Raw genomic sequence first — 25,153 nt, forward strand, 5'->3', positions numbered from 1 at the left:
ACGCTACCCCCTAGCAAGTCCGTTGACGGCCGTACGACTGAGCACCGGGCCCTGCGGCAGGGCCGCCAGCAGGTCCCTCGGGAATGGGACAGCCGCCGCCGCGTGGAGTTTGAGCGCGGAGACGGTGTCGGCATCGGCCAGCGGGTAGGCGATCCCCTGGTCCGAGATCAGCGCCACCTCGGCACTGACCTTCGCCGTGGGCACCGGCCGCACGGTCAGGCCCGACCCCGCCTTGGCCAGCACGGTCGTCGTGCCGTTGTCGTAGACCCCGGAGGAGCGCCGGTCGCTGACGACGATCTCGCTGCTGACCGAGTCCTCGCCGGAGGGCCGCTGCCGCAGGCAGAGCACCCGGTCGTCGGAGTCCCGCCACTGGAATCCGGTCAGGTCCGGCAGCCGGTCGACGAGCGTCCGGTCACCGGAACGGGGGGCCCGGGCGACGGCGGCGGCGTCCAGAGTCACCGGCGTACCGCCGTCGCGGACCGCCGCGAGGGTGAACTCCATCCGGCTGACCGGCGCCAGCCCGTCGCTGCGGAGCACGAAGAGCTGTTCCGCTCCGGCCGCCGGTCGCTGTCGGAACAGCGTGCCCACCGGGTAGGAGCGACCGTCGAGGGGTGGGCCGGGGTCGCCCGCGTCGGGGAGTTCCGCCGGGCCGAGCAGGACGCCGGTCGGCACCCGGTCCAGCCAGGCGGCCGGCGCGGTGACCACCCGCGCGTTGGCGGCACCCAGCGCGACCAGCACCGAATCGTCGGCCAACGGGAACTTGTCGTGCCCGGCGAGCAGGTACGTGACGCCGTCGGGGCCGCCGACCACCGCGAAGGTGCGGTCGTCCAGCGGTGCGGCGGCGGCCTGCGGATCGAGGTTCACGCCGAACCCCGGGCCGGGCCGGTCCACCACCGAGCCCGGCAGGCAGACCAGCCAGGGGCCGGTCACCAGGGCGTTCGCGGCGGGGATGGCCTGCGGCGCGTCGGCGATACCGATCTCCGGGCCACGCGGCAGGTCCTTGATCGAGCTGCGGGAGATCAGCTTGACGGTGGCCGACGGGCCCTGCAACAGCATCGCGGAGGTCAGGTTCGGCGTCGGGTGGAGCAGGCCGTCGCGGTAGACGTACCGGGTCCCGCTCTCCTTCTCGACCAGGATCACGCCGGCCTGGCGGTATGCCTTGCTGCCGCCGGGGACGATCCAGCCGTAGACGGCGAATCCCCCGCCGGCCAGCAGGACCAGGATGATTCCGATCAGCAGGCCGGTCAACGCGCGCTGCCCGGGGATCTGCGCGCTCGTCGGGTCGCCCTGGACGAGGGCGGAGCTGAGCCGGCCCATCATGAAGGTGTGGGCGTGCACGTGGTCTCGTTGGGTCTGCATGGTGGCTACCCGAAGAGTCCGCGGGCCCAGGCGTAGATCCCGAGGATCTGCGCCAGGATCGGCAGCACGGCCACCCCGGTGGTGACGTCGAAGAAGGTCGCCGCGTATTCCCAGAACGGCAGCATCCGCCGGGGCCAGGGCCGTAGCGCCGCCAGCACGAGTGGCACCAGCAGCGCGACGAGTGCGCTGAGCAGCACCCATCGCCAGGCTGGCGACATCAGATCGGCGAGCTTCGTGATCACCATGAGGTATCCGACGGTACCGGCGACGACCAGCGCGATCCGCTGCCAGAGGCCGAGGAAGGTACGCGAGCGCAACAGGATTGCACTGGCGACCACCAGGACGAAGCTCCAGCCCGCCCAGCCGGGCACCTGCATCGTGAAGTGGAACAGTGCCGGCAGCACCACCGCCGACGTGGCCATCGCCGCGGTCAGGTAGGTGTCCGCGTCGTCGGTGCGCCGCCGGACCTCGTCGGAGGAGGCGGGCTCGATGTCGTACGACATGTCCTCGCTGGTCTTCGGCAGTTGTGGGCCGCGCAGTCGGGACAGTTTCACCGCCAGCCGGGGAGCCAGCACGATCACGACGAGAAGCGCCAGGACGGCGACGGCGGCGGTCCGCTGCATGGTCATCCCGCTGCCGTCGCGCATCAGCAGCACCAGTGCGGCGACCAGCCCGGTCACGCCGACCCCGAGCAACGGCGGGACCGGCAGGTACGGTGCGAAGGTCCGCTGTGCCAGCAGCAGGACGGCGGCGACGGTCAGGCTGGCGACGGCGGTGGCCAGCACCGCCGCACCGGTCACCGCGATGCGCTCCGGATCACCGTCGACCGCACTGGACGCGGCGACGGCGGCGAAGCCGACCGCACCCCCGGCGAACAGCAACGAGAAGGCGCCGTCGTCCAGCCGACGACCGCAGACCAGCGCCGCGGCCAGCAGTGCGATGCTCAGCACGGACCCGGCGACGACCTGGGGCAGCGCCGGACCGTGTGCGGTGAGTACGACGACGATGGCCCCCATGGCGACGACCGACAGCAGGGCGAACAGGATCCGGCGGTACTCGGGCTGCCAGCGGTCGTTGCGCCGGTTGACCGTGGTGGCGACCCCGTCGGCGAGGTCGTCGAAGTCCAGTTCCGGTAGCGGATCCGCAGCCGGACAGAGGTGGAGCTGCTCACCCTCGAGCCAGTCGAGGCTCTCCGGGGTACCGGCCAGCTCGAAGGGGGCCTGACCGAGGCGCTGTAGTACCCAGGCGGCGCCGTCGGACGCGCCGGGTTCGAGACGTGGGCCGGTGTCGGTGGTCTGCTGCACCAGCAGGGGAAGCAGGGTGGCAACCGTCGTGGTCGCCGGAACCGCCAGGTCGACCCTGCGGGCCGGACCGATCACGGTGATCCGGCAGAGTTCGGCGCTGAGCGTGGCGCTCACCGGTGGTCCCCTCTCATTCGACGTACCCGGTCTGGATCAACTTGACGCCACGGCGGGTGACCAGTTGGGCGCGTCCGGGCGGCAGTCTGCGGGGCGCCGCCTCGCCCAGGAACCTGCCCTCTTCCTTCGGGTAGGACAGCAGGGTGGCCGGGGTGCTCAGCTCCCACATGCGACGCAGGACCGGGTCCATCATGGCCCGCATCGCGCCCGACGTGCTGCGCGCGACGATCACGTGAAGTCCGATGTAGACGCCCTGGGCCAGCAGCGGAAGGAGCGGGTCGAGGGCGGAGCCCGGCCCGGACCCGCGGGTCATCAGGTCGTAGTCGTCGACGATGACGAACAGCTCCGGGCCCTCCCACCAGTCGCGGCGGCGCATCCGCTCGGAGGAGATCTCCTGACCGGGCACCCGGCGGTTCATCGACACGGAGGTCTGCCCGGCCAACTCGTGGAGCTTGTCGCCGGTGAAACCGAACCCGACCTGGTAGTCGGTGGTGATGGCGGTGTCGAGGTCGCGGCGGGAGTCACCGAGGACGACCTTGGCCTGCTCCGGGGTGTAGTGCCGCTGGATGGCCCGCAGGACCAGCCGGAGCATGTTCGACTTGCCGGTCTCGTTGTCGCCGAAGACCAGCAGGTGCGGGGTGACCATGAAGTCGTGCCAGACCGGGGCCAGTCGTTGCTCGTCGCGACCGATGCAGACCTTGAAGGCCGGTTCCGGCACCGGCAGGCTCGCCACGGGCAGCTGGGTGGGGAGCATCCGCACCCCCGGTGCCGCCGGACCGGTCCAGAACGTGCTGATCTCCTCGACCGTGGACTTGGTCGCCTCGGCGAGGTCGTCGACCGACGAACTGCCGTCCATCCGCGGCAGCGCACCGAGGAAGTGCAGTCCGCCGCTGGTCAGGCCACGTCCTGGCTGGTTCGGCACGGTGGCGGCCTTGCGTGAGCCCACCTCGGACTCCATCGAGTCGGCCAGGCGCAGCTCCAGCTGGGTGCCGAGCAGGTCGCGCAGCCAGGTCCGCATCTCCGACCACCGGGTCGCGGACACGATCACGTGTACGCCGAACGACAGTCCCCGCGAGGCCAGCTCCTGGAACCGCGTCTCCAGGTCGCTGAAGTCCTGCTTCATCGTGTACCAGCCGTCGATCACCAGGAACACGTGCCCGTACGGGTCGTCGATGTCGCCCCGGGCACGGGCCGCCAGGTAGCTGCTCATCGAGTCGAGGCCACGGTTGGCGAACTCGTACTCGCGACGCTCCATGACCTGCCAGACCTCCTCGATGGTCCGGACCACCCGGTCGCGTTCCATCCGGGTGGCGATGGAGCCGATGTGCGGCAGCCCGGCGATCGAGGCGAGACCGCCGCCGCCGAAGTCGAGCCCGTAGAACTGCACCTCACGCGGGGTGTTGGTGAGCGCCAACGCGAGAATCACACTGCGCAGCAGCGCGGACTTGCCACTCTGTGGCGCACCGGCGATGCCGATGTGCCCGTCCGCACCGCCGAGGTCGATCGTGAGCAGTTCGCGCAGTTGTTCGGCGGGGCGGTCGACGATGCCGACCGGCACCCGCAGGCGGCCCTGCGCGCCCGGGTCGTCCACCGTCATGCCACGTAGTGGATCCGGCACGACGCTGGGCAGCAGCGTGTCCAGGCTGGGTGCTGCGGACAGCGGCGGCAGCCACACCTGACGGGCCGGTGGGCCGGCGCCGGCGATCCGGTTGAGCAGCACCTCGACGAGGGTCGGACCGGTGGTGGACTCGGGCTCCTCAGCGGGCTCCTCGACAGGATCGAGGGCCTGGGCCCGGCCGGGGTCGTGCCGGGCCGCGACCTGCCCGGCGTGGAACGGGACGACCTCGGCGACGACCCGCTCCTGCTCGTCGTCGTTCCCGCCGTGCAGCCCACTGCCCTTGTACGGTCCGGAGACGTAGGCGGACTTGAACCGGACCAGGTTGCTGGTGTCGATCTTCAGGTATCCGTTGCCGGGTTCGGGCGGCAGTTCGTACGCCTTGCCGACACCGATCACCGACCGGGACTCCATCGACGAGAAGGTCCGCAGGGCGAGGCGGTAGGACAGGTGTCCCTCGACCCGGTTGATCCGGCCCTCGTCCAGCCGTTGCGAGGCCAGTAGCAGGTGCACACCGAGGGACCGGCCGAGCCGACCGATCGAGACGAACAGATCCATGAACTCGCCCTTGCTGGACAGCAGCTCACTGAACTCGTCCACGATGATCAGCAGGACGGGGAACGGCACCAGTTGGGCGCCGGCGGCGCGGGCCTTCTCGTAGTCGAAGAGCGACGAGTACCCGCTGGCCCGCAGCATCTCCTGGCGGCGGGTCATCTCCCCGTTGAGCGCGTCCTGCATCCGGTCGACGAGGGGCAGTTCGTCGGCGAGGTTGGTGATCACCGCCGAGGTGTGCGGCAGCTTCTCCATCCCGATGAAGGTCGCGCCGCCCTTGAAGTCGACCAGCACCAGATTGAGGATCTCGGAGGAGTGGGTGGCGGCCAGCGCGCAGACCAGGGTCCGCAGCAGTTCGCTCTTGCCGGAGCCGGTGGCGCCGATGAGCAGGCCGTGCGGACCCATGCCGCCCTGCGCGGACTCCTTGAGGTCCAACTCGATGACCTCACCGCCCTCGGTGACCCCGATCGGGACGGTGAGACGGTTGCGTTGGGGTGCGCGGTTGCGCCACAGCGCCGCGACGTCGAAGGAGTGGGCGTCGCGGATGCCGAGCAGCGTGGTCAGCTCGAAGCTGCTCTCCAGCGGCTCCTCGACCACGTCGAGGGTGCCGCTGGTCCGCTTCGGGGCGATGATCCGGGCCAGCGCCTCGCACTCGGCCGCGCCGAGCCCGTCGCGTACCGCAGAACCGGTGGTGTCCCCGGCGGGGAACGTCACCAGCTCCTGGTCCAGGGTCAGCCGCAGCACCTTGGGGCCGCCGGGCATCTGCCCGGTCAGGTCGAGCAGGACCACGTTGCGGATGCCGGCGCCGAGCAGCCGCGAGCTGTCCGGCAGGTCGGCCAGCTGCGCGATGATCACCACGAACGGTTCGCTGGACGAGGGCCGGGCCTCCCGGTCGTGGTCGCCCCGATCGGCGATCTCCATGCCGAGCAGGTCGGTCAGCTCGTCGTGGCTGCCGGCGAACAGCCGGACCGGGCCGGCCGCATCGAACGCGGTCGGGTGGGCGTTGTGTGGCAGCCACTTGATCCAGTCCCACGCGCCGCGGTGCACCTCGGGGGCGAGGACGGCAATCCGCAGTTCGTCCGGCGCGTGCAGGGTGACCAGGGCGGCCACCATGGCCCGGACCAGGTCGATGGCCGCCTCCGCCGCGCCCTCGAACTCGACGCTGGTGAAGCTGCGCAGACCCACCGAGGTCGGCACGGCAGAGACCGTCCGGTACGCCTCGGAGAAACGCCGCAGCGAGATCGAGGCGAGCGGCTCCAGGTCCTCGATCGGCTTGGTCTGCGGGGGAAGGAACCGCAGCATCGCGTTCTGCCGGCCGAGCCCGATCCGGATCCGGCCGAAGTCCTCGTGGCTGGGTCGTCGCTCCCAGAGCCGGCTGCTCATCGCCACCGACCAGAGCCAGTCCGGCTGCGGGTTGTTCCAGATCACCGCCCGGCGCTGTTCCTCGGCTGCGGTCCGGGCCTGTTTGCGCAGCTGGGCGATGTAACGCAGAAAGTCGCGACGTTCGCCGCGCATCTGCCGCTTGCGGTCGGCGGCGGCACGGCCGATCTGCATGACGCCCATCAGCAGCATGCCGGCGGCCATCGCGCCGCCCATCACGTACATCATCGGGGCGCGGCTGTAGAGGCCGAACATCGCCATCATGGCGCCCATGCCGAGGCCCATCGGCACGATCATCGCGAACGAGCGGAAGTCGAGCGGCGCCTCTTCCGCCATCAGCGGCGGTTCCTGCAGCTCGACCTCTCCGTCCGGTGCCTCCGGACCGGCGGCGCGGGGCGGACGTTTGACGGTGACCGTGCTCATGCCGGCGCTCCATTTCCGCTCATCCGAGCACCCCGGACCCCTCACTGCCGCCGCCCCAGGCCGAGTCGTCCTGGCGCAGCAGCGTGACCGCGTACCGGTCCTTGCGGGGCCGCTCGCCGGCGGGGTACTCGTCCTCATCGTCGGCCGGCTTCGGGCCCCGACGCTTGGCTGCCTCGCGCGCCTCGGCCTCCTCCCGCTCACGGCGGGCCGCCTCGTCCATCTCCCGCTGTTTCTGGCGCACCAACTCAAGTCGCTCGGCGCTGGTGTACTCCGGGCCACCGCACATCATCGGCCGCTCCGGCGTAGTCCGCTCCGGGTTGGCCGGGCCGGTCGACCGGCCCCGTTTCCACGCCTTCAGGGGCGCCGGCTCGAACCCGTCACGCACTGGTCGTCCGATCGGCATCCTCGGGCTCCTCGCCGTGCAACCACCAGGCGTCGCCGGTGTCGTCCCAGTCCGACGTGTCGACGATCTTCTCGACCGGTCGTACGATCGGCACCCGGTCGTCATCCAGCGGCGGCGCCTCGGCACCGGCCCAGGTGGGTTCCTCCTCGTGAAGCAGTTCTGCGGCGTCCGGCCGATCGGCCCTGGCACGCTCCCCGGCCCTGGTCGCGGCCCCGGTTCCAGCCCCAGCCACCGGCAGGGGCACCGAGTCCGGCACGCCGACGACCGACGGTACGGCGGACCAATCCTGCGCGTCCCCCACGACCAGCGCGGCGGCGTCAGGCCGCGGCGGGGCCTCCCGGTCCCGTCCTTCGGCAGCGGGCAGCCCCGGCAGCATCGGCAGGACGGGACCAGATCCGGACGTCGCGGCTCCACGGCCGGTGGGTGGGTCGACCGCAGGGGTGCCGAGGCCGGCCCCGCCAGCGGCCGTGCCGGTGGACGACCCGGGACCGATCATCGGGTCGGGGCGGGTGGTCACCCAGTCTGCGGCGTCACCCTCGACCAGGCCGGCGGCGTCCGGACGCGCCGCGGGGTTGCTGCCGGCCGCCCCGGCCCCAGGGGCACCCGGGCTCCCCGGGATGGCCGGCAGGCTAGTGGCCGGCAGGCGCACGGATCCCTCCCCGAGGCCGGCGCCCCCGGCAGTGGCGCCGCCGGGAGCATCCGGGGCGTCCACCCCGACAGTCGTCGGCGTCCAGTCCCCCAGGTCTCCTTCGACCAGGCCGGATGAGTCCGGCCGCTCCGGCGACGAGCCGCCACCACCCAGCCCGGAACCAGGGGATCCGGGCATCCCCGGCATCGGCCCCTGACCCGGCGCACCCGGCGGCGAACCACCACCCGGAGAATGGGCACCGGGGGGATCGATTCCGCCCGGCAGTTTCACCCCGCCGGGCAGACCACCGCCGCCGGCGGCCGTACCGCCGGGTGCGAACGGGTCACCGATGTCGGAGCCGCCCGGCGTCCAGTCCTCCAGATCCCCTTCGACCAGGCCGGATGAGTCCGGCCGCTCCGGCGACGAGCCGCCACCACCCAGCCCGGAACCAGGGGATCCGGGCATCCCCGGCATCGGCCCCTGACCCGGCGCACCCGGCGGCGAGCCACCACCCGGCGAATGGGCGCCGCCAGGCGGGTCGATTCCGCCCGGCGGTTCCACCCCACCGGGCAGACCACCGCCACCCGGCACACCACCACCAGGGGGCAGACCACCGCCACCCGGCACACCACCACCAGGGGGCAGACCACCGCCACCGGGCAGACCACCACCGGGGGGCAGATCCACCCCACCGGGCAGGCCGCCGCCGCCAGGCACACCACCACCGGGCGGCAGACCACCGCCGCCAGGAAGACCGCCTCCGGGCAGCTCGACCCCACCTCCACCGGGGACCTGGCCGACCGGGGGCGGCTTTGCCCCGCCGTTGTTGCCGGGACCCTGGTTGCCGGAGCCCGGAAGGTGCGAAATCGGGGGTGGGACGACCCCGCCGGGCGGCGCACCGCCGCCACCGGGAGTGTTCAACGGCGGGCCGTTGACGGGCGGTGGGACGAGGCCGGGCAGGCCCCCTCCTCCCGGCAGGCCCCCTCCTCCCGGCGGGTCGGCGACGACCGGCGGTTCGACACCGGACCCGCCTGGACCGTTCACACCCGGCGGGTTGTTGTCGAGGCGGCTGGGCGGGCCGGAAACGGGTGGATCGTCGACGCCCGGTGACCCCGGCAGGCCACCCACCGGCGGATCGACGGGCGGACTCGTCGGCGGATCCAGCGGAGGTTCGTGCGGCGGCTGAGTCGGCGGCTCGGTGGGCGGGTCCGTCGGCGGGTCGTAGGGCGGCTGAGTCGGCGGCTCCGTCGGCGGCTCGGTGGGCGGCTCGGTGGGCGGCTCGGTGGGCGGCTCGGTCGGCGGGTCCGTCGGCGGCTCGGTCGGCGGATCGGTCGGCGGCTCGGTCGGCTTGGGCGGGTCCGTCGGCTTGTCGATGCCGAGGGTGCCGTCGCCCTCGGGTGAGGTGACCTTCCCGACGGTCGCCGAGTACTGCTCCGCCAGCGTGAGCGCGACCTCCAGCATCTGGTTCGTCATCGGCCGGGCGAACCGGGTGGAGCTGATCGCGACGTTGCCGCCGCTCGTCTTGCTGGTGTTGCCGTCGTCGTAGGCGATCTTCGCCCAGGCGACATCGAGGTAGTTCAGTTGTTCCTGCGCCCACTTGAGATAGCTCGCGTCCTTCATCAGCTGATGGGGCAGGGTCGCCGAGGACGGCATTCCCGGCCCGCCGAGCAGCCGCTCCGCCTGGTTGCCCAGGAACTCGCTGAAGTAGTCCATCTTGGCCAGGAACGCCTGCGCCGCCTCGCCCTGCCAGGCCTTGTCCTCACCGGCGATCGCATGGGAGTGCAGGCTGACGAACGTCTCCAGCCAGTGCAGAGTGTTGTACGCCTGCTGGAACGCCGACGCCGCGTCGACCAGGCTCTCGTAGCTGATCAGCGAGTCGGCGTAGGTGTGTCCCGCCTCGCTCTCGATCGCCGACCCGCCGGTGACAGCTGCCTTGATCCGCCGCCATCCGGGCGGATCCATCTGCGCCCAGATCTCCAGGTCGTTGAGGGGCTCGGTGGGCACCGTCAACGGAGGGAAGGTGGCCTTGGGGTCCACGGAGCTTCCCCAGGTGTCCGCCGAGCCCGTCTGGGATTCTGGCATGCCTTATCCACCAACCTCTGTACGAGTACGAGAACACTGCCCGGTCCGGAGTCCCCAGGTCCGGCACTGCGAGGACTACTTGGCGCCGCCGTCCGAACCCTTACCGCCGCCGGACTCGCCACCACCGGACTTGCCGCCGCCGCCTTCGGTGCCGACCTGGCCGTAGTCGTCGATGTCGCTGATCTGCCCCCACGGCTTGCCCATGGCCTTGGTGAACTCCTCCTTGGTCATGGCGTTGAACTCCTTGGTCTTCTTTTCGAGGTCCTTGCCGGTACGCAGGTTGTCGTCCTCGGTGTACTCGTAGGAGTCGGCCATCTTGAGCAGGCTCTCGCGTAGCGCGAAGAGCGTCTGGTGGACCTTCACCAGGAGACCCTGGGTGTCCCCGATCAGTCCCGTGTTGGTGCTGCCGTCGCCGCTGATCTTCTGCCGCATGACCTCGGCCCGGGCGAACTTGCCGGGAAGCACGTTCAGCTCGCCGAGCTTGTTGCTGACGTCGAGCATCATGCTGTTGCCCTTGCCGTCCGTACCGACGAGGGCACCGATCGAGTTGGCGAAGTAGCGAATGGCCTCGGTGCTGACCTTCAGCGCACCGTTCTTGTTGTCGCCGCCGGTGTAGACCTTGACGTCCGGGGGGTTGATCTTCCCGTCGATGCCGGAGTAGTCGGTGCCACCGTATTTCTCCCAGGTGACATTCTCCTCCTTGGCGGAGTCCGCCTTGTAATCGTCGACGATTTTGTCCCACTTGTCACGCGGGATCACCTCGTCCGTGTACCAGTCGTAGGCGGCCTTCTCCTCGGCGCTGTAGTGGGACCAGTCCACCTTCTGCATCGAGTTGCTGTTACTTTGGATCTCTGCCTGGACCTCGTCAATGACCGCCTGGATCCAGCCCTCCGGGTGTTTACCCGGAAAGCCCCCGATCTCGCCGGCGTTGAACTTGTCCAGAATGCCGGTCTGGTCGATAGCCTCATCGTTGGGATAGCTGTAATCGACGCCCATCTTTGATCAACCTTTGCAGTGCGGCCGACTTCCAGGAAGTGGTGCCGGGCGGCCCGTCGGCTGCCGGGCGGCACCGGCCCGGCAGCCGACCGGCGGGTCAGCCGCCGCGAACGTCGTTCCAGATCCTGGTGTGCCGCTGCTCGGTCGTCCCGTAGTTGTCCGAGATCGCCAGCAGCGTGTTACGCGCCTGATCCAGGTGGACCGTCATCGCGGTGGCGGCTCTCCGCCACTCGATCTTGGCGTCGCGATAGGTGGTCTGCGCGTCACCGCTCCAGTCCTGGAGGCTGCTCTCGACGTTGCGCTCCATCTCGTCGAGCGCATCCGAGATACGCCCGTTGATCCGGCCCATGTCATAGAGGGTGGCGTCTGCCTGGTTGAAGTCGAACCGGTAGTTGGACACCGTCAGGTCCTTTCTCGAGTGCGTAGGTGAGTGACCGGGAAAGGGTCAGACTCCGGGCAGCGCCGACGAGAATGCCTGGGCGGTCTGCGAGGCATCCTCCTCTGCGGCCCGGTAACCGGCGGTCGTTGCTCCCATGACGTCCATCATGCGAAGCAACTGGTTGATGACCGTCTGGAAGGACGCCTCCCAGTTGTCCATCGCGTGGTTGAAGCTGTTGGAGGCGTCACCCCGCCAGCTCGCCTGCAAAGTCCTCATCTCACCGTTGACGGCACGCAGGTGGCCATTGAACTCGCCGGCCTTGCTGGCGAACTCCTTGGCCGCCGCCTCCATACCCGGTTCGGAAGTCTGGACCGTTGGCATGGTCACAGCGGCTCTCCTTTCGTCGTAAGTCGAGGTGACGACGTCGAGTCTCGTGCGCTCGGCGCTCGCCGTACCGAGTGTTCACGGCGACCGGCCGTCTCCGGCAAGGCCGGCGAGGGGCGCATGTCCGAACGACGGGCAACTTTGCCTACTTCACCCCTGTCCGCCGTCCGACGCACCACACGCGAGGCCGGCCGGCAGCCCGTGCGGTAGGGAAGAGGCGCTGCACGTTCGTGCCCGTAAACCGGGGCACCCCTTTCCGCGTACCCGATCCCGGCCTCTACTTGAGCCCGCGCAGAAGGGAGCCGGTCGACATGAGCTTCAACGACCGCATGGAGGAGCTGTTCGCGGAGTACGAACGTCAGCGCAACAGCGTGACGGAACTCCAGGAACGGATGAAAGAGGTCAGGGCGTCCGCCACCTCCCCCCGGCGTGAGGTGACGGTCACGGTCGGGCAGAACGGCGTGATCACCGACATCGCCTTCCCGACCAGCGCCTACCGACGGATGACCCCGCTCGCGCTGCAGACCAGCATCATGCAGACCTTCACGGAGGCGAAGGAGCAGGTCATGGTCCAGGCGGCGAACCTGCTGGCACCGTTGTTACCCGAGGGGGTGGACGCGGCCAAGGTGGTCCGGGGCGAGGCCGGTGTCGACATGTTCCTGCCGCCGGAGGGGCCCCGGATCAACAGCAGCTTCCGCGAGATACTCGGCCCCCGACCGGAGCAGCCGTGAGCCGGCCGTCGGGTTCCATCTGGGTCGACCCCGAAGGCGTCATCGAAGCTGGTGACTCGTACGCCAGGCACATCGCCCGCTACGACAGCTACCTTCGCCAGTTGTCCCACCTGCGGACGCAGTACGGCCCCGCGTGGGGCGACGACGACATCGGCAACCAGTTCAAGAAACAGTTCGACCAGACCATCGATGCCATCGAGGACACCATCCGCCGTGTCAAGGGTTCCCTGGAGTACGCGGCCGTCGGCCTCCGGCTCAGCGGCGAGGGGTACCGGCAGGCGGACGAGGAGGCCAACGAGGCCGGTCGCCAGATCAGCTCCGCGTTCGAGGAACTGCCCACCCAGTTCAGGTTGCGGCAGTCCACCGCCGGCGAAGACCCGCCGTTGCACGAGGCTGGTGTCGAAGTCGCTCGGCCGCTGCTCAAGCTGGGGAAAGCGTCATTGGAGGTCGGCGTGACCATCGCCGGCCGGAACATCGACCCGAAGGCACCGCAGGGGCCCGGCGAACCGATGGAGGCCGCCCTGCTCTTCGCCGGTTCGGTCATCGAGAAGGAGCCAGCCCAACGGATAGAGGCCGGCGTGCTCAACGCGGAACCGCTCATCGACAAGGAGCCGGCCCACGACGCGCAGCAGGCCGCGCTGACGCCGATGGTGCCGGCCATCTCCTCGTTCCGCCACTACGGCACCGCAGGCGTTCTCATCGACGGCGATCCGATTCCCTCGGGTTACCAGTTGCAGACGCTGAGCACCTTCTCCGACGGCACCTCGCGCGCCGATGCCAACTACTACGACTCGATCGTCCCGCTGGGTGTACGGCACCGGGTCACCGGGCCCGACGGCCAGCCCGTCGACTCCGGCGGCGACCAGTTCTTTCTGGTCAAACCCAAGGAGGGACCTGCCCCGGATCCGACCTCATCCGCATACCGTCCACTGCTGATCAGCTTCCGTTCGGACGGCACCGCCGTTCCGCTGCTCACCGATCCCTCCTGACATCCACCCATGGGCGACTTCCACATTCCGAACGACCCGAACTGGCAGTGGGCGTACGACGCGATCCTCTACACCATCGGTGAGCAGTTTCCCAAGGGTGACCCGTCGGAGCTGGAGGCGCTCAGCGTCAAACTCGACCAGTTCGGGCGGAACCTGCTCAGCGGGATGGCGGCGACCCAGTCGCTCGGCGCCGGGCTGCGGGGCAATCTCGACGGTCCCGCAGCCGACGCGTTCGCCCAGTTCCAGAAGTCGATCACCCACCCGATCCCGTCGGGTACCCGCAAGGCCCTGACCGCCGGATACATCGCGAACCTGGCCAACGAGAAGATCGACTACGGACAGGTCCAGATCGTGACCGCGGCGTTCACGATCGTCCTCAGCATCGCCTCGGCGATGGCGACCGGCTTCGGCGCCTCGCTCGTCCCGGCGTACCTGAGAATCGGCCAGAAGTGGGCGCAGGACCTCCTCAACGGGCTGCAGAGCGACCTCCTGCGGCTGAGCCTGCGCCTCGCGGCGGAAGCCGCCGGGGAAGCTGCCCAGGAGGGTGCCGAAAACGTCGCCGCCCAGGCCATCGTGATCGCCAAGGACAACAAGAGCGACGGCTTCGACTTCTCGGACTTCTTCCTCTCTGTCGGTGCGGGTGCCTGGATCGGCGGCGTCGCCGGTGGCGTACACCAGATCGGCGGCAAGTTCTTCCCCAAGTTCTCCGGCACCTCGCACGGCCAGGCCGGATCAGGGGTGATCGGCGAACTGCTCGGCGAGTACACCTTCATGTTGATGCTTGGCGCAGGGGGGGAATTCAACCCGCTGGCCACCGCCGTGTCGTCCGCAGTGGGCAGCTACGCCGACCGGTACGCACAAGATTTCGGGGAGGCGCTCGGTGGCGGCTCCGGGAAACCCGACGCGTCCGACCTCCACGGACCCGGCAGGCTCAAGGATCTCGCCGCCGCCGGCACAGACGTCAACGGATCCGGCCGACCTGGCGGCGGAGGGCTCCCGGGGGGCTCCGGTGCCGAAGGCCCGGCAGCACTCGCCGGCGGCGACAGGCCGCCGGCGCGGGCGGGCGGCCACGGTCCCCGGAACCCCGGCGGGACGGCGGGTACGGGTGACGTGGTCGCTGGCGGCCCGAACACGGAAGGCAGCAGACCGGGGCACGTTCCGGGGTCGGGTGCCGCCGACTCCGGGCGTACGCCGGAGTCGGACACCACGCCCATCCCGGGTGCGAACCAGGGCCTGCCGGGCCTCGACTCGCCTCCGGTCCGGTCCACGACCCCCGGCCCTGGCGCCCCCGCGAGCCCGGTCGGCGCTCCCTCGGACGCCAACCAGCCGGAGGGCTCGGCCGGTTCGAGGCCACCGGACGGCATCGCGACACAGCATCTGACCGTGCCGCCGCCAGCCCCGGTGGAGGCGCAGGGACCGCCCCCGGTCGTCAACCAGCAGCCGGCCGCCGTCGACCCCACCACGCCGCATCCGACCCCGCAGAGCGTTCCGCCGGCCACACCCGGCGACACCCCCACCACACCTGGCGGCATGCCGGCCACGCCCGCCGGCACCCCAGCCACACCCGGCAGCACGCCAGCCACTCCCACCGGGCCCGCCGGCACCCCAACCACACCCGCCGGGCCCGCCGGCACCCCAACCACACCCGCCGGGCCCGCCGGCACCCCAACCACACCCGCCGGGCCCGCCGGCACCCCAACCACACCCGCCGGGCCCGCCGGCACCCCAACCACACCCGCCGTGCCCGCCGGCACCCCAACCACACCCGCCGTGCCCGCCGGCACCCCAACCACACCCGCCGTGCCCGCCGGCACCCCAACCACACCCGCCGTGCCCGCCGGCACCCCAACCACACCCGCCGGCACCCCGGCCGTGCCCGCCGGCACCCCGGCGGGACCGGCACAACCCGGCGGCGTCTCCGCCGAGCCGACCCAGCCCCGCGGCACATCTGCCGAGATCGGCCAGCCCGGACCGATGCCCACCGACTCGGGTCAGCTGAGAGTTCCGGTGCGGGTGGAAACCCCGGCCGAGACGACCGGCAGCGGTGCCGGGCCGCTCTCGACCGGCCAGGTGGCCGGCACCACCGCGACCGAGCCGTCAGGCACGACGGAGACGACCACCACTCGGGGAGGCCCGTCGGCAACCGTCGGCCCGGTTCCGGACCCGACCGGCCGTGCGACGCCGACGCCAACGGAGGTGGGGTCCGACCCGGAGTCCGCTGGATCGGTACCGGTACCGGTGCTCCCGACGAACCCGCTACCGGATCGTTCCCTCCCGGCTCAGCCTGCCGAGGCCGTCCGGGGCGCATCGTCGTCGGGCCCGGCGACGTCGGGCGCATCGGCGTCGACTGGGGTCGGCCGGCGAGAGCAGGTTCCGCCTCCGACCACCGCGCAGAAGCCGCTTCCGCAAGCCGTCGCCGAGGCGCCACCACCGCCCACACCTGAGGCGGCGACCACGGTGGACGGGCCAGGCGACGAGAGGGTGCCGGACCTCGCTGTCGACCGCGCCGAACGCATGACTCAGCCGGTGCCGTCGTCTCCCCGACCCGTGCCGCCGCCGGTTCAGGCGCCGGGGCCGCCATCCGATGGCGGGGACGGCCGGCGCTCGCTGGTTTCCGCCGCAGTTGCGCCACCCGGCTCGGTGCCGACGCTGCGGGACGTACCGGTCGCGTTGGTCGCGAAGTCGACGGCCGAGACGCCGACCGCCGGGGACCCGATCGACGTGACCACCGGCCGGATGATCTACACCGAGACCGACCTCAGCCTGCCGGGCCTGGCCCTGGAGCGTACCCACCGCTCGGACTACCGTTGGGGCCGCTCCTTCGGCCCCAGCTGGTCGTCCACTCTGGACCAGCGGGTCGTCACCGACGGCAGGCGGGTGTGGTTCCTGTCCGCCGACGGCTCGATTCTCACGTACCCCGTGCCCGCCGAAGGTGGCGAGGCGCTGCCGCTGCTCGGCCGCCCCGCTGCGCTGCGCCGACTGGCCGGGGGTGGCTGGTCGCTCACCCAGCAGGACACCGTCCTGCTGTTCGCCCCCGCCGGCGACGGCCGCGAGGCAATCCTCTCCGATGTCGCCACGGCCCGCACGCGGTGGCACATCACCCGGGACGACGCCGGCACTCCCGTCCTGCTGGAGTCGGCAACCGGAGACCGGGTGCGGTTGCGCAGCCGCGACGGCCTGGTGACCGGTGCGCTGTTCGTGTCCGCAGGCGAGGTCCACGACCGGGTCGAGCTGCCGACCTTCGGCTATGACGACCGACGTCGCCTGGTCGAGGTGCGGAACTCGTCCGGCGACCCGGTCCGGCTCGACTACGACGAGGACGGCCGGATCGTGCGGTGGGCCGACCGCAACGGCGAGTGGTACTCGTACGCCTACGACGAGGCGGGCCGGTGCGTGCTCGCCGACGGTAACGGCGGCTATCTGCGGTACGCGTTCGAGTACGGCGACGACGTCACCATCGCGACCGACTCGCTGGGCGGTGCACACCGGTACGAGCTCAACGCACGCCGCCAGGTCGTCGCGATCGTCGACCCGCTCGGCGCCACGACGAGGTTGACGTGGGACGCGGCGAACCGGCTGCTGTCGCGTACCGACCCGCTCGGCCGGACCACCCGGTTCGGCTACGACGGTCGGGGTCGGCCGACCGTGCTGACCCGCCCGGACGGCAACACGGTGAACTCCCCGGTGATCGGTGCGCGCCCGCACCGCGTACCCGGGACGATTTTTGATCTTGATGGTCTGGGACGTCCCAGATCGGCGCGGCTCCCGGACGGGGCCGTCACCGAGTTCGGCTGGACTGCCGAGGGCGACCTGGCGTCGCTCGTCGGCCCGGCCGGCTACCGGCAGGAATGGCACTACGACGGCGAGGGGAACCTGGTGGAGAGCACAGACGCGGCAGGCGGCACGGTACGGATCGAGTACGGGCCGTTCGACCTGCCGACAGCGCGGGTCGACGAGGCGGGCCACCGCACGGAGTACGCCTACGACACCGAGCTACGGCTGGTCGCGGTCACGAACCCGGCCGGGAGGGTCTGGCGCTACGCCTACGACGCGGCCGGCCGGCTGACCGAGGAGACCGACTTCGACGGCCGCACCCAGCGGTACGCCCGCGACGCCGCGGGTCAGTTGGTCGCGCACACCGACCCGGCCGGTGACACCACCCACTACGCCTACGACCTGCTGGGACGGGTGACCGAGCGGCGCGTCGGCGACGCCGTGACGCGGCTGCAGTACGACGCGCAGGGCCGGCTCGCGGCGGTGCTCAGCCCCGACGCGGTGGTCCGGTTCGCGCGCGACGAGCAGGGCCGGGTGATCACCGAGACCGTCAACGGCGAGGCCGTCCACACCTCGTACCACCCGGAGCTGGGCAGGGTGCAGGCCCGCACCACACCGTCGGGCCGGTCGAGCCGGTGGACCTTCGACGCCGACGGCCGACCGGAGAGCCTGGCCACCGGCCGGCACCTGATGCGGTTCCGGCACGACGCCGCCGGGCGGGAGATCAGCCGAACCGTCGACGACGTGGTCGCGCTGCGCCAGAGCTTCGACGCCGCCGGACGGCTGGCGGCCCAGCGCATCGCCGACACCGCCGAGCGTGAGTTCCGCTACGACGCCACCGGTCGGATCACCGCGATCGGTGACTCCCTTGCCGGCGAGCGGTCCTTCCACGCCGACGAGGTGGGCCGGGTCCACACCGTGACCGCCGACGGGGAGCAGCGGGAACGGTACGCCTACGACGAGGCCGGCAACCTGGCCGGCACGGTCGGCGACCGGTGGGAGTTCGACGGCACCATGCTGGTGCGGTCGGACGACGCCCGGTTCGAGTACGACGGGAAGGGCCGGCTGGTCCTCCGGGTCGACGCGGCCGGCGTGTGGCGTTTCGGCTGGGACGCAGAGGACCGGATGGTGCAGGTGGTCACCCCCGGCGGGGATCGCTGGCGGTACCGCTACGACGGTTTCGGCCGCCGCATCCTCAAGCAACGCCTCGCCAGCGACGACCGGGTGCTCGAAGAGGTGCGGTTCGCCTGGTCCGGCGACCTCGTGGTGGAGCAGACCCATCGGGACGCGGACGGCACCACCTCCACCACCTCGTGGGACTACCGGCAGGACGGATCGACGCCGCTGGCCCAGCGCGACGGCGACCTGCTGCGCACGGTCGTCACCGACCGGATCGGCACGCCGACCCACCTGGTGGAGGCGACCGGCGCGCTGCACTGGTGGTCACGCAGCGATCTGTGGGGTCGCGGCCACGGCGCGGCCACCCCGCTGCGCTTCCCGGGGCAGTACTTCGACGCCGAGACCGGCCTGCACTACAACCGGTTCCGGTTCTATGATCCCGCGACGGCACGCTATCTGAGCCCCGACCCGATCGGCCTGGCCGGTGGGCCGAACCCCACGGCGTACGTCCCGGACCCGCTGACCGTCGCGGACCCGCTCGGCCTGACGAACTGCACGGTGACCCAGCCGTCACTGGACCCGCTCGGCGACCACGATCCGGCGCGTCCCGTCACCCTCGACGGTGAGCCCAGCCAACTGCCGGACCGGGCCGCCCCGCCACCGCCGGAGGCGCTGTACGGCATGCCTCCACTGGCGCAGGTGGTGACCCTCCAGCCCGACGGCAGTCAGCGCATCCGGCACGAGCCGCGCCCGGCCCTGCGCCCGCCGTCGAACCCGTCGACCGTCGGCACGTCGCCGCACGCCCACGACTGGTACTCCGAGTCCGCCGCCGCACCGTCCAGCCTCACGGAACAGCTCTCGTCCGAGAACCCCACGCTGGAGAGCATCCAACGACAGCTTCAGCCGCTCCCCCAGTCGGGTCCGGACGTCGACCGGGACGACAACCTGAACGAGGCCCCCGCCGCCGCGCCCCGCCGCCGAGGCCGCGAGGACGACGAGGCCGGCTACGTGGGCGCTCCGAGCAGCAGTCGGAGGCCGTCGGCGGGGCCGGAGGCGTGGCTGTCTTCGAGTGTGGTGCGGCGTGCCCTGAACGAGGAGACGAGCGAGACCTCACGGTGGTTGCCGGTGCAGACGGCGCTGCGGGAGTATCGCGAGCTTCGTCGGGACGATCTCGATCAGCGAGGGCTCGCCCTCCGCGCTCTTGAGGGATCGTTGCACAACTGGCGTCAGTATCACGATCGGTGGGACACGAACGCTCGGACGCTCAATCGTTCCCGAATTCGACGGCTGAACGAGATCAGGCGCGACCTGAGAGCCCTGATCCAGACGGAAGACGACGACATCCGGAGTCGGCGTGACCGGGCGACCTCCTCCGCTCGGAGCGTACCCACCGCGGCCCGGAGCATCCGGGGGTCGAGGGCTGCGGAGCCGGCCGCGTACACGCCGTTCGGAACACCGGCGCCGGCCAACCTGAACGAACTGCGGCAGGAGTTCGACGGGGTCGGCCGCCTGCCGGAGGGCGTGCAGGTGAACCTGCACGTGACCGGGCTGGCGAACTACAGCGCGATCCGGCACGAAGGTCTCCAGCCCGGCGCGGGAAGCGGTATCGGCCTGCCGGGAGCCGGCGCGGACTCGACCTTCACCTACGTGTTGACCGGGTCCCTACCGACGACGACCGCGGCGGTGACCGCGGACGCGCCTGCGGGTGCGGCACCGGTCGGGGTACTGACCACCGGCACCGGATTCAGCCGGGACGTGAACTATCCGGGTGGTGCACAGCAGTACGGCAACCCCATCCCACCGGCACGCACCTATCCGGCGGGCGACCCGACGTACAGCTTCACCTTCCCGCCCACCCCGCAGACGGTGCGGGGGATCGCGGACTTCATCAACAACCAACGTGCGGCACAGGGCCGATCGACGCTGTCCGACGATGAAGCGATGCTCCGCGTCCGGGCCGAACTGTTCCACCGTTTCCGGTTGCACGTCGCCGACTACCTCGCGCTGCCCCAGAGCCCTGCGACGACGCAGACCGCCGACGACGACTGGAACGACAACCAGACCACCGACGACAACTACTACACCGAGGAGAACGTCTACTACGACAACTACGACGACTACGGGCGTGCGCCGACCGGCTCGCGGGAGACCGGCGAGGTCACAGTGGAGCGGTCGGGGCCGCCGGACCCGGCATGGGTCTCCCCGGAGGAGATCGAGGCCCTCCGCAGGCAGGTGCCCCCACGGGTGGTGAAGGCGACGACGGTCTTCGACGTCGTCGAGAGGCAGGCCAAGGACCCGTCCATCCCCCAGGTGGTACGTGACTCCTACCGCGAGGCGGGCCTGGAGGTTCCCGATTTCGCGCCCGTCAAGCCGTCGATCGGCGCCCAGCGACGCGACCTGGCGTTCAACTACCGGGAATTGGTGACGGCTGACGGCCGCCGGATCCAGGACTTCGAACTGCTGCTGCAACTGCGTCCGGACGACTCCCGAGCGGCCGAGGTGTTCCCGCCCGCCAAGCGGGAAGAGTACGAGCGCGTATTCAGCGACTTCTACAACCAGAAGTACCGGATCGGTCCCAAGAAGGACCAGTTCAACTTCACCATGAATCTCGTCGACACCGCACCCCACGCACACCGCTCGATCAGGGTGACCGGTGGGAATGCCGGCACGACCCAGGTCGTCTGGTCACCGGACACCACCGCCCTGGACGTCGTGCACGAGGGTGCGCACTTCCTGGGGCTGTTCGACCAGTACCTGCTCGATGGCAAGAACACCGTCCTGGACTCCGACGGCAGGCCGGTCAGGTGGGTGCTGCGGCGACACCGACCCGCTCCCGACAACTCGATCATGACGACCATCGATGCGGCGGACCGGCCGGAGCTGAAGCAGCGCGATCTCGACCGGATCTCGCGGCTGCCCGTGGAGGTCGTCCCGCCGGACCCCGGCCGGTCGACCGGACCCGAGGCGGTGCCACCGGACGCCGCACCCGACGACCCCTCGGCCGGGACCGAGGACGGATCGACCGACTACGTCAGTACTCCGAGTAGAAGTCGGACGCCGTCGGCGGGGCCGGACGCGTGGCTGTCCTCGAACCGGGTACGCGACACCCTGGGTGAGGAGACGACCGACAGTTCACAGTGGTCGTCGGTGCAGACGGCGCTGCGGGAATACCTCGGGCTCCGTCGGGACGATCTCGGCGAACGCGACTTCGCCCTCAACGCCCTCCGGGTGTCGTTGGACAATTGGCGTGCCTACCACGACACGCCTGCCGTCCGGCTTCGGACCCTGAACCGTTCCCGGATCCGGCGGCTGGACCGCACCAGGCGCCAACTGATGGAGATGATCCAGCAGGAACGCGACGATGTCCGGCGTCAGCGTGACCGGCAGACCTCCTCCCGGAGCAGGCCCACCGCGGCCCAGAGCATCCGGGGATCGAGGGCTGCGGAACGGACCGTGTACACGCCGTTCGGAACACCGACACCGGCGAACCTGACCCAACTGGAACAGGAGTTCCGCAGGGCCGGCAGCCTGCCGCCCGGCGTGCAGGTGAACCTGCACGTCACCGGCCTGGCGAACTACAGCGCAATCCACAACGAGGGTGTCCGGCCCGGCGCGGGGCGCGGTATCGGCCTACCCGACGGCGAGACGGACTCCACCTTCACCTACGTGTTGACCGGGTCCCTACCGACGACGACCGCAGCGGTGACCGCGGACGCGCCTGCGGGCGCGGCACCGGTCGGAGTGCTCACCACCGGCGCCGGTTTCAGCCGCGACGTGAACTACCCCGGTGGTGCACAGCAGTACGGCAACGCCATCCCACCGGTACGCAACTATCCGGCGGAAGATCCGACGTACAGCTTCACCTTCCCGGCCACCCCGCAGACGATGCGCGGGATCGCGAACTTCATCAACGACCAACGTGCGGCACAGGGCCGGCCACCGCTGTCCGAAGAGGAAGCGGTGCACCGCGTCCGGGCGGAGCTGTTCCACAGTTTCCGGTTGCACGTCGCGGACTACGTCGCCATGACCCCCGAAGACCCGACGACGCAGACCGACGACGACTGGGACGACAACCAGACCACCGAGGACCGCTACTACACCGAGGAGGACATCTACGAGGACAACTACCACGACTACGCCCGCGCCCCTCGTCGAACCGGGGAGCCGGCCACCTACCCCCCGACCGCACCGTTCACCGAGGTGACACCGGACGCGGTGGCCAAGAGCACCGAGCAGACGCCGACCGCCGCCGATCCCATCGACGTGACCACCGGCCGGATGATCCTGACCGAGACCGACGTCGTGCTGCCGGGCCTGACGTTGGAGCGGACGTACCGCTCCGACTACCGCTGGGGCCGGTCCTTCGGCCGCTCCTGGGCCTCCACGCTCGACCAGCGCGTCGTCGTCTCCGGTGATCAGGTTCGCTACCTGGCCGCCGATGGGTCGATGCTCACCTATCCGCTGCCCGCTGTGGGTGAGGTGACGCTGCCGCAGGTCGGCCGGGCGCTGCCGCTGCGCCGGCTGGTGGATGGTGGTTGGCTGCTGACCGATCCGGTCTCGGGTCGCGCACTGGTGTTCGCTCCCGCGAACGACGCGGAGTCGGTGCTCAGCGACGTGGCCGAGGGTGATCTCCGTTGGTCGATCGCCCGGGACAGCGCCGGCACCCCGATCGAGCTGCGCTCCTCCGCCGGCGCCCAGGTCGGCTTCAGCTCGGCCTCCGGTCGGGTGACGATGCTCTGGCTGCCGAACCAGGTCGGCGCGATGCAGGCCGCGTACCAGTTCGAGTACGACGGCGCGGGCAACCTCGTCGAGGTGCTCAACAGCTCGGGCGACGCCGAGCGGTTCGACTACACCGACGGCCGGATCGTGCGGTGGGAGGACCGCAACGGCGAGTGGTACTCCTACACCTATGACGAGGCCGGTCGCTGCGTCGGCACCGACGGCAAGGGTGGTTACCTGCGGTACCGGTTCGAGTACCAGAAGGGCCAGACCGTCGTCACCGATTCCCTCGGCGCGGTGCGCAGGTACGAGCTCAACGACCGCTTCCAGGTCGTCGCGGAGACCGACGCGCTCGGTGCGACGACCCGGACCGAGTGGGACGGCGCGAACCGGCTCCGGTCACGGACCGACCCGCTGGGCCGCACGACGACCTTCGACCACGATGCGGACGGCCGGTGCGCCACGGTCACCCGGGCGGACGGCAGCCAGTCGACCATCACCTATGACGAGTTCGGCCGTCCGACGTCGTGGCGGGACTTCGACGGCAGCACCCGGCACCGGGCGTTCGACACCGACGGGCGGGTGGTCGCCGAGACCGACGCCGCCGGCGAGGTGGTGCGCTTCGACCGGCCGGTCGAGGACGGGCCGGGCACGGTCACCCAGGCCGGTGCGACGGCCATGGTCCGCAACGCGGCGAAGCTGGTCACGTCGGTCACGAAGAGTGGCACTGAGACCCGGTACGAGTACGACAGCCTCGGCCGCGTCGTCCTCGTCGAGGACGACCACGGCGTGACCGAGTTCGGCTGGACGCTCGAGGGCGATCTGGCCTGGCGGGAGAACCCGGACGGCAGCGTCGAGAAGTTCGCGTACGACGGCGAGGGGAACCTCGTCGAGTCGCTCGACGCCACCGGCCGCCGCACGTTCCTCGAATACGGCGCGTTCGACCTGGTGACCGCCCGGATCGACGATGCGGGCAACCGCACCGGGTACGCCTACGACACCGAGCTGCGGCTGACCACCATCACCGACCCCGAGGGTCGGACGTGGCGGTACACGTACGACCCGAACGGCCGGATGATCGCAGAGACCGACTTCGACGGCCGCACCCAGCGGTACGCGTACGACGCCGCGGGGCAGCTCGTCGCGCACACCGACGCGGCCGGTGAGGTGACCCGGTTCAGCTACGACGTGCTCGGCCGGGTGGTCGAGCGCCGCACCGGCACCACGGTCACCAGGCTGGCGTACGACGCGGCCGGCCGCGTCGTCGCGGCCGACGACGCCGACTCGGAGATCCGGTTGGCGCGCGACGCGGCCGGCCGGGTGGTCGCCGAGACGGTGAACGGGCGCACGGTCGCCAGTTCCTACAGCGAGCAGTTCGGCGCGATCACCGGGCGGACCCGTCCCTCCGGCGCGTCGACGCAGTGGTCGTACGACGAGTCCGGCCGGCCGGCCGTGCTGGTGGCCGGCGGGGAGCACCTCCGGTTCGCCTACGACGGCCCACGCGAGGTGAGCCGCGTCTGGGACGCGGGTCTGACGATCGAGCGGGACGCCGACCCGGCGGCTGCGCTCGCCGAGCGACCGGGCGGGCACGGTGCTGTCCGGTACACGGTGGACGCGCTGGGCCGGCCGGCTGTCCGGTCGGGCGCCGACGGTGACTGGCACCTGTCCTGGAACCACCAGGACCGGCTGGCCTCGGTCACCACGCCCCGCGGTGACCGGTGGCGCTACCGGTACGACGCGTTCGGCCGGCGGATCGCCAAGCAGCTGTGCGGCACGGACGGTGCGGTGCAGGAGGAGACGGAGTTCGTCTGGTCCGGTGGTCTGCTGGTCGAGCAGCACCACCGGGATCGCGGCGGCAGGGTCACCACGACGGCGTGGGAGTACCACCCGGCGATGGCGGATCCGGTTGCCCAGATCACCGACGGCGCGGTGCACGCCGTACTGGCCGATGTCGCGGGTGCCCCGATGGTGCTCGTCGGCACCGACGGCAGCCGGCCGGACGACCCGGACGGCGTTCCGCTGCGGCTCGGCGGGCGGTACCTGGACGCGGAGACCGGGTTGGAGTACGACGGCTCGCGCTACTTCGACCCGGCGACGGACCGCTTCCTGGTCGAGTCCCGGGTGGCTCCGTTGCCCGTCAGCTGACCACGGCCTGCCCCGATCACTTCGGTGATCGGGGCAGGCCCCCTTTTCGCATCATTC

Annotated in this window: 11 protein-coding genes; 3 read left to right on the forward strand and 8 right to left on the reverse strand. The window is 70.9% G+C overall.

All coding sequences use genetic code 11. From position 1 onward, the window contains the following. Positions 1 to 3: 3 nt before the first annotated feature. From eccB to ACQP1S_RS20730, 8 genes are all read right to left on the reverse strand, one after another. Positions 4 to 1,359, reverse strand: coding sequence for a type VII secretion protein EccB (gene eccB, locus ACQP1S_RS20695; RefSeq protein ID WP_432898027.1), 1,356 nt, complete (start codon positions 1,357 to 1,359; stop codon positions 4 to 6). 5 nt (positions 1,360 to 1,364) lie between these two features. Continuing rightward, the gene (gene eccD, locus ACQP1S_RS20700; protein WP_432898030.1) at positions 1,365 to 2,777 is read right to left on the reverse strand and encodes a type VII secretion integral membrane protein EccD; all 1,413 of its coding nucleotides are present in this window, start codon (positions 2,775 to 2,777) and stop codon (positions 1,365 to 1,367) included. Positions 2,778 to 2,790: 13 nt separating this feature from the next. Continuing rightward, positions 2,791 to 6,747, reverse strand: coding sequence for a type VII secretion protein EccCa (gene eccCa, locus ACQP1S_RS20705; protein WP_432898033.1), 3,957 nt, complete (start codon positions 6,745 to 6,747; stop codon positions 2,791 to 2,793). Positions 6,748 to 6,766: 19 nt separating this feature from the next. After that, positions 6,767 to 7,150 carry a hypothetical protein gene (locus ACQP1S_RS20710; protein ID WP_141723164.1) on the reverse strand — a complete coding sequence of 128 codons (384 nt, stop codon included), beginning with the start codon at positions 7,148 to 7,150 and terminating at the stop codon, positions 6,767 to 6,769. Beyond that, entirely contained in the window at positions 7,125 to 9,860 is a 2,736-nt protein-coding gene (locus tag ACQP1S_RS20715; protein WP_432898036.1) for a hypothetical protein, read from the reverse strand. Before ACQP1S_RS20715 ends, ACQP1S_RS20710 begins: the two co-directional genes overlap by 26 nt. A 75-nt stretch (positions 9,861 to 9,935) precedes the next feature. Next, positions 9,936 to 10,856, reverse strand: coding sequence for a hypothetical protein (locus ACQP1S_RS20720; protein ID WP_091250189.1), 921 nt, complete (start codon positions 10,854 to 10,856; stop codon positions 9,936 to 9,938). 97 nt (positions 10,857 to 10,953) lie between these two features. Further along, positions 10,954 to 11,256: a WXG100 family type VII secretion target gene (locus ACQP1S_RS20725; RefSeq protein WP_091250193.1), complete on the reverse strand. Its 303-nt coding sequence runs from the start codon at positions 11,254 to 11,256 to the stop codon at positions 10,954 to 10,956. A gap of 45 nt (positions 11,257 to 11,301) precedes the next feature. Continuing rightward, entirely contained in the window at positions 11,302 to 11,622 is a 321-nt protein-coding gene (locus ACQP1S_RS20730) for a WXG100 family type VII secretion target (RefSeq protein ID WP_091250196.1), read from the reverse strand. A 308-nt stretch (positions 11,623 to 11,930) separates the two neighbouring features. Here ACQP1S_RS20730 and ACQP1S_RS20735 point away from each other — a divergent pair, with 308 nt between their 5' ends. From ACQP1S_RS20735 to ACQP1S_RS20745, 3 genes are read left to right on the forward strand one after another with little or no spacing between them, the layout of a single operon-like run. After that, positions 11,931 to 12,350 (forward strand): YbaB/EbfC family nucleoid-associated protein, encoded by a 420-nt coding sequence (locus ACQP1S_RS20735; protein ID WP_091250198.1) that lies wholly within the window; start codon positions 11,931 to 11,933, stop codon positions 12,348 to 12,350. Next, positions 12,347 to 13,339 carry a WXG100 family type VII secretion target gene (locus ACQP1S_RS20740; protein ID WP_432898042.1) on the forward strand — a complete coding sequence of 331 codons (993 nt, stop codon included), beginning with the start codon at positions 12,347 to 12,349 and terminating at the stop codon, positions 13,337 to 13,339. The genes ACQP1S_RS20735 and ACQP1S_RS20740 overlap by 4 nt, the downstream gene beginning before the upstream one ends. Positions 13,340 to 13,348: 9 nt before the next feature. Then, positions 13,349 to 25,096, forward strand: a complete 11,748-nt coding sequence (locus ACQP1S_RS20745; RefSeq protein ID WP_432898045.1) for a DUF6531 domain-containing protein — start codon at positions 13,349 to 13,351, stop codon at positions 25,094 to 25,096. The last annotated feature ends 57 nt before the right edge of the window (positions 25,097 to 25,153 follow it).

The sequence above is a fragment of the Micromonospora matsumotoense genome (assembly GCF_050951065.1).
GTDB lineage: Bacteria > Actinomycetota > Actinomycetes > Mycobacteriales > Micromonosporaceae > Micromonospora > Micromonospora matsumotoensis.

Coding starts and splice junctions, on each gene's coding strand:
- eccB (WP_432898027.1), bottom strand. CDS start 1,359: ATGCAGACCCAACGAGACCACGTGCACGCCCACACCTTCATGATGGGC.
- eccCa (WP_432898033.1), bottom strand. CDS start 6,747: ATGAGCACGGTCACCGTCAAACGTCCGCCCCGCGCCGCCGGTCCGGAG.
- ACQP1S_RS20710 (WP_141723164.1), bottom strand. CDS start 7,150: ATGCCGATCGGACGACCAGTGCGTGACGGGTTCGAGCCGGCGCCCCTG.
- ACQP1S_RS20715 (WP_432898036.1), bottom strand. CDS start 9,860: ATGCCAGAATCCCAGACGGGCTCGGCGGACACCTGGGGAAGCTCCGTG.
- ACQP1S_RS20720 (WP_091250189.1), bottom strand. CDS start 10,856: ATGGGCGTCGATTACAGCTATCCCAACGATGAGGCTATCGACCAGACC.
- ACQP1S_RS20735 (WP_091250198.1), top strand. CDS start 11,931: ATGAGCTTCAACGACCGCATGGAGGAGCTGTTCGCGGAGTACGAACGT.
- ACQP1S_RS20745 (WP_432898045.1), top strand. CDS start 13,349: ATGGGCGACTTCCACATTCCGAACGACCCGAACTGGCAGTGGGCGTAC.